The organism is Streptomyces albidus (ex Kaewkla and Franco 2022) (genome assembly GCF_013870515.1).
GTDB classification, from domain to species: domain Bacteria; phylum Actinomycetota; class Actinomycetes; order Streptomycetales; family Streptomycetaceae; genus Streptomyces; species Streptomyces albidus.
In genome coordinates this window covers 1-5,979 of record NZ_JACBXA010000307.1, presented here as the reverse complement: position 1 = coordinate 5,979, position 5,979 = coordinate 1, and the positions used below count along the sequence as shown (strand labels likewise).

Below are 5,979 nucleotides of genomic sequence, written 5' to 3'. Positions count from 1 at the left end.
CGTACGGCGACGGCGCCTGGGCTTGCGGGGACCGCCGTCCTCGCCGGTGGCGGTGGGCGTGACGGCCGAGCCGTCGCTCGCCTCTGCCGAGGCCTTCGCCTCCTCCGCCGCGTCGATCGGCTGCCCGTTACGGGTGCGACGGCGCTGACGCGGAGGACGGACACGCTTGGGACGCTCGGCGGCTTCCGCCGCGGGGGCACCGCTGCGGGCGCCGCGACCCCGTCCGGGGCCCCGACCCGTCTCGCCCAGGTCCTCGACCTGCTCCGCCGAGAGACCCGCGCGGGTGCGCTCGTTACGCGGAAGCACGCCCTTGGTGCCCGAGGGGATGCCCAGCGCCTCGTAGAGGTGCGGGGACGTGGAGTAGGTCTCCTCCGGGTCCGGCAGGGAGAGCTCCAGCGCCTTGTTGATCAGCTGCCAGCGGGGGATGTCGTCCCAGTCGACGAGGGTCACGGCCGTACCCGACGCGCCCGCGCGGCCGGTGCGGCCGATGCGGTGCAGGTAGGTCTTCTCGTCCTCGGGCGTCTGGTAGTTGATGACGTGCGTCACGTTGTCGACGTCGATGCCCCGCGCGGCCACGTCCGTGCAGACGAGGACGTCGACCTTGCCGTTGCGGAAGGCGCGCAGCGCCTGCTCGCGGGCGCCCTGGCCGAGGTCGCCGTGGACGGCGCCGGCCGCGAACCCTCGCCGGGTCAGCTGCTCGGCGACGTCGGCGGCGGTGCGCTTCGTACGGCAGAAGATCATCGCGAGCGCGCGGCCCTCGGCCTGCAGGATGCGGGCCACCATCTCCTGCTTGTCCATGGAGTGGGCACGGAAGGCGTGCTGTGTGGTGTTCGCCACTGTCTGGCCCACGTCGTCCGGCTCGGAGGCGCGGATGTGCGTCGGCTGGCTCATGTAGCGGCGGGCGAGCGAGATGACCTGGCCGGGCATGGTCGCCGAGAACAGCATGGTCTGCCGCTTGACCGGGAGCATCTGGATGATCTTCTCGACGTCGGGCAGGAAGCCCAGGTCGAGCATCTCGTCGGCCTCGTCCAGGACGAGCGTCCTGACGTCCGAGAGCCGAAGCTTCTTCTGGCCGGCCAGGTCCAGCAGCCGCCCGGGGGTGCCGACGACGACGTCGACGCCCTTCTTGAGGGCCTCGACCTGCGGCTCGTATGCACGGCCGCCGTAGATCGAGAGCACTCGGACGTTGCGGACCTTGCCCGCGGTCAGGAGGTCGTTCGTCACCTGCTGGCACAGCTCACGCGTCGGGACGACGATGAGGGCCTGCGGGGAGTCGGTGAGCTTCTCGGGCGCCGCCCGGCCGTGCTCCACGTCGGCGGGCACGGTGACCGCTTCGAGGAGCGGAAGGCCGAAGCCCAGGGTCTTGCCGGTGCCGGTCTTGGCCTGGCCGATGACGTCGCCTCCGGCGAGCGCGACCGGCAGGGTCATCTCCTGGATGGGGAAGGGAGTGCTGATGCCGACGGCCTCGAGGGCTTCGGCTGTCTCGGAGAGGATTCCGAGTTCGCGGAAAGTCGTGGTGGACAGGATGCTGGCCTCTTCTGTGTGACGCGCGAGGAGGCGGCGAGGAGGGTCGTACCGCAGTACCGGGGGCGGCGGCTTGCCGGCCCGCCGGAGTGTGCGGGACCACTGTCTCTCGCTCAAGCGCTCTTCACGCGAGCGGTCCCTCATGGTCACGGGACGTGCGGGGAGCACGCGCCTCGCGGAGGGCGGTCGGGGTCGGAGCCGATCGGGCCTCCGACCGGGCATCCGCAGTGTGCGTACATGGGTCCCGCCGGGTCGACGGGAGCCAATATCACTGTACCCCGGATCCGCGCATGTGTACCGGGGCGATTGTTGTGTACGAGTTTCCTGGGGTCCGGGAGGCCTGAACCGGGGGCTTCCCGGCCAGGTGAGGCGGGCTATCGTGCTCAGCATGGAGACGCCTGAGAAGACCCCCGCGGCCGAGCACACCGGTATCGCCACCCAGGACTGGGCGGAGGCGTCCGCCGACCCCACCTACCGGGCGGCGGTCATTGATCTGCTGGGTGCGCTGGCGTACGGGGAGCTCGCCGCCTTCGAGAGGCTGGCGGAGGACGCGAAGCTGGCCCCGACGCTGGGGGACAAGGCGGAGCTGGCGTCGATGGCGTCCGCCGAGTTCCAGCACTTCGCCCAGCTGCGCGAGCGGCTCAAGGTGATCGACGCCGAGCCGACGGAGGCCATGCAGCCCTTCGCGGCGGCACTGGACGAGTTCCACCGGCAGACCGCCCCCTCGGACTGGCTGGAAGGGCTGATCAAGGCGTACGTGGGGGATTCGATCGCCTCGGACTTCTACCGCGAGGTCGCCGCGCGCCTCGACTCCGACACCCGTGCGCTGGTGCTCGGCGTCCTTGACGACACCGGGCACTCGAGCTTCGCCGTGGAGAAGGTCCGTGCCGCCATCGAGGCCGACCCGCGAGTCGGCGGACGGCTCGCGCTGTGGGCGCGGCGGTTGATGGGGGAGGCCCTGTCGCAGGCCCAGCGCGTGGTCGCCGACAGGGACGCGCTGTCCACGATGCTCGTCGGCGGGCTGGCCGACGGCTTCGACCTCGCGGAGGTCGGGCGGATGTTCTCGCGCATCACCGAGGCTCACACCAAGCGGATGGCCGCGCTGGGTCTCGCCGCCTGACGCGGGGCGGGGCCGGAGCGGCGCGGCGAGGAAAGGCCGGCAAGCCGGGAAGGTTGCGAAAGGTCAGGAAGACGGGGCCCGGATGTGTGACCACCGGTGCCGGTCATTGACCGGGTGACGCTCCGGCCGGCGGCGGTGCCGGTGCCCCGTTCGTAGCCCGGGGCCGTTCGTTCAGGCCCCTTCGGCTCCGTGGGGCGGGCCCACGACGTTCGCCCGCAGGCCGCGCGGAGGGCGGACGTTCTCGCTGATGAGCAGTGAGAGGATCGCCACACTCACCAGCGCCGCGACCGCGAGAGTCGCAAGGAAGTGACCTTGGCCGAGCACGACGCGGCTGATCAGCCCGCCGAGCAGCGCTGCGGTGGGACCGGTCACGAGAACCAGGGCAGCGTTGGGGAGTCGCTCGGGAATCTGCCGGGTCGCCGCGTAGGCGATGACGAGTCCGAGGGCCGTGGCGCCGAGTGCCTCCCAGATCATGGGACCTCCTCGGGTCTGGCCGACCGGTTACGGCCGACTGTGCAGTGCGGTCGTTCCGGTACTCCCCTTGTGACGCGGACGTGAAACGACGGCCCCCCGAAAGATTCGGGAAGCCGCCGCCATGTCGGACGTATGTCTCGTCCGGACCGTCAGATGGTGCCGAACCCCACCTTGCGGCCGGTGTGTTCACCGAGCTCGACGTAGGCGATGCGCCCCGCCGGAACCAGGACCTTGCGACCGTGCTCGTCCGCCAGGCTGAGCATGTTCGAGCCGCCGTCGGCCAGTGCCGCCGACACCGCTTTCTCGACTTCTTCGGGAGACTGCTTGCTCTCGAAGACGATCTCGCGGGGCGCGTGCTGCACGCCGATCTTGACCTCCACGGCTATGTCCCTCCGAACGGTCAGTTGATTACGCGGTCAGCCGCGCTGTACGAAGCACACATTAGCCGGACAGGAGCCCGCCCCGGTGCCTCGCTCTGCACGCCCGCAGCGAACACGCGGCGCCCTTCGCGCCGCGTGCCCGTGCACGTCACTGCATCGGGAAGCCCGCGATGCCCCGCCAGGACAGAGAGGAGATGAGCTTGGCGGCCGAGTCACGCGGGATGGGACGGCCCGAGCCGAGCCAGAAGCGCGCGGTGATCTGTGCCATCCCGCACAGGCCCACCGCGAGCAGCATCGCCTGGTCGCGCGGCTGCTTGGTGTCCTCGGCGATGACCTCGCTCACAGCCTCGGCACAGTCGAGGCTGACCTTGTCGACCCGGTCGCGGACGGCGGGCTCGTTGGTGAGATCGGATTCGAAGACGAGCCGGAAGGCGCCGCCCTCGTCCTCGACGTAGGCGAAATAGGCGTCCATGGTCGCCGCGACCCGCTGCTTGTTGTCCGTGGTCGAGGCGAGCGCGGAGCGCACCGCCTGGAGGAGCGACTCGCAGTGCTGGTCCAGCAGGGCCAGGTAGAGGTCCAGCTTTCCGGGAAAGTGCTGGTAGAGCACGGGCTTGCTCACGCCCGCCCGGTCGGCGATGTCGTCCATGGCCGCCGCGTGGTAACCCTGCGCGACGAAGACCTCCTGGGCTGCTCCCAGAAGTTGGTTGCGTCGGGCCCGGCGCGGCAGGCGCGTGCCGCGTGGGCGCGCCTCAGTTTGCTCGATGGCTGACACGCCGCCTCCCTGATCTGAATCCGAGCGCGGTATGCGCTGCGCTCGCCATCGTACTTTTCAGTAACCGTGCTGTGACTGCCGCGGACCGATAATTTCAGCGGGCAGGTGGCACAACGAGCGCTTTATCGGTACTCATCCTCTTCCAGTTCCACCACTCGCGCCTGCTCGGCGGCGTCCGCGGGGTCGGCCTCGATGGTCTCGCGACCCGTGATCGGCTCGTCCCGCTGGCGGAGCAGATCGGCATGTTGCTCGGCGGCGTCCTCGGCGGGAGCCTCCAGCCCAGGCGTCACCTCGTCGGGTTCCTCCTCGTAGCCGTCGTCGAAGCTCTCGTGATCGTTCGGGTCAACAGACATGCTCGCTCCCCTTTCCAGGACAGACGCCTCTTATTCGAGGCTACGACCTGACCAGGGCCGTGGTGTGACTGCGAACACATGGGGAGTCGTGTGATCGTCTCGTAACATTGCTCCATGTCGTCGACCGATCAGCCCGGGATGCCGGGCGTCACCGAAGCGGTGCCGCCCGCGGGTGCTCCGCCTGCCCACGAGGGAGAAGTCCTCCGCTCGGTCGCGTTGCCCGGACTCACGCTCAACGTGCGATCCCGTCCACCGGAACGACAGGGCCTGCCGCCCGCCGTGTACGTGCACGGTCTGGGCGGCTCCTCTTTGAACTGGTCGGCGCTGATGCTGGAGCTGGCGGGCGACGTCGACAGCGAGGCCGTGGACCTTCCGGGCTTCGGCATGTCCCCGCCGCCGGACGACGGCAACTACTCGGTCTCGGGGCACGCGCGTGCCGTCATCCGCTACCTCGACTCCTGCGGACGTGCACCCGTGCACCTCTTCGGGAACTCGCTCGGCGGAGCCGTGACGGTCCGGGTGGCCGCTCTGCGACCCGACCTCGTGCGCACCCTGTCCTTGGTCTCGCCCGCACTGCCTGAGCTGCCGCCGCAGCGCACCGCGCTGCCCACCGTCCTGCTGGCGGTGCCCGGGGTCGCCGGGCTGTTCGGACGGCTGACCAAGAGCTGGTCCGCGGAGCGGCGCACCCGGGAGGTGCTGGCTCTCTGCTACGGCGATCCGGCCCGCGTCTCACCCGGGGGGTTCGCCGCCGCGGTCGCGGAGTACGAGCGCCGGGTGCGGCTGCCGTACTTCTGGGATTCACTCGCACGCTCCGCCCGGGGAATCGTCGACGCCTACACTCTGGGCGGTCAGCACTCGCTGTGGAGGCAGGCAGGACGCGTGCTCGCACCGACTCTGCTCGTGTACGGCGGGCGGGACCAGCTCGTCAGCTTCCGCATGGCACGACGTGCAGGTGCGTCGTTCCGGGACAGCAGGATGCTGGCGCTGCCCGAGGCGGGACACGTGGCGATGATGGAGTATCCGGAGATCGTCGCGAACGCGTTCCGTGAACTGCTTGTGGACACCACTCGGTTGACGGGCCAGACCGAGGTGGGCAAGGCTTCGTCCTCGACGCCCGTACCCCCGGAAGGTGACTAGTGGGACGCCATAGCCGCAAGGGGCGCGCAAAGGCCGTCGACCCGTCCGAGCGGGCGGTGAAGAGCGGAGACGCTCAGCCCTCCTACGGCATGGCTCAAGGGGACGCTGCGAGGCGGCAGGCACCGCCTTCCTATCCGCCGTCCTCCTCCGATCCGCATGACGTCGCGCCGGGCGGCGGTCGGCTTGATGAGACCGTCGGAGACGGACTACGTAAAGCGT

Annotated in this window: 7 protein-coding genes; 2 read left to right on the top strand and 5 right to left on the bottom strand. The window is 70.1% G+C overall.

Annotated elements, in window-relative coordinates; genetic code table 11:
* The coding region (locus H5J26_RS27445; protein WP_181768663.1) for a DEAD/DEAH box helicase at positions 1-1,668 on the bottom strand (1,668 nt) is incomplete at its 3' end.
* Between the two features lie 244 nt (positions 1,669-1,912).
* Between H5J26_RS27445 and H5J26_RS27440 the strand changes: the two genes are divergently transcribed.
* Positions 1,913-2,644 (top strand): ferritin-like fold-containing protein, encoded by a 732-nt coding sequence (locus H5J26_RS27440; protein WP_181768662.1) that lies wholly within the window; start codon positions 1,913-1,915, stop codon positions 2,642-2,644.
* A gap of 171 nt (positions 2,645-2,815) precedes the next feature.
* On the opposite strand, the gene H5J26_RS27435 is transcribed toward H5J26_RS27440, so the two are convergent.
* The 4 genes from H5J26_RS27435 to H5J26_RS27420 form a co-directional block, all read right to left on the bottom strand.
* Positions 2,816-3,118 (bottom strand): hypothetical protein, encoded by a 303-nt coding sequence (locus tag H5J26_RS27435; protein ID WP_181768661.1) that lies wholly within the window; start codon positions 3,116-3,118, stop codon positions 2,816-2,818.
* 149 nt (positions 3,119-3,267) lie between these two features.
* Positions 3,268-3,498: a DUF3107 domain-containing protein gene (locus tag H5J26_RS27430; protein ID WP_181768660.1), complete on the bottom strand. Its 231-nt coding sequence runs from the start codon at positions 3,496-3,498 to the stop codon at positions 3,268-3,270.
* Positions 3,499-3,646: 148 nt separating this feature from the next.
* Positions 3,647-4,270, bottom strand: a complete 624-nt coding sequence (locus tag H5J26_RS27425) for a TetR/AcrR family transcriptional regulator (protein WP_181768659.1) — start codon at positions 4,268-4,270, stop codon at positions 3,647-3,649.
* Between the two features lie 122 nt (positions 4,271-4,392).
* The gene (locus H5J26_RS27420; protein ID WP_181768658.1) at positions 4,393-4,623 is read right to left on the bottom strand and encodes a hypothetical protein; all 231 of its coding nucleotides are present in this window, start codon (positions 4,621-4,623) and stop codon (positions 4,393-4,395) included.
* A 114-nt stretch (positions 4,624-4,737) separates the two neighbouring features.
* On the opposite strand from H5J26_RS27420, the gene H5J26_RS27415 reads away from it, so the two are divergent.
* Positions 4,738-5,760, top strand: coding sequence for an alpha/beta fold hydrolase (locus tag H5J26_RS27415; protein WP_181768657.1), 1,023 nt, complete (start codon positions 4,738-4,740; stop codon positions 5,758-5,760).
* The last annotated feature ends 219 nt before the right edge of the window (positions 5,761-5,979 follow it).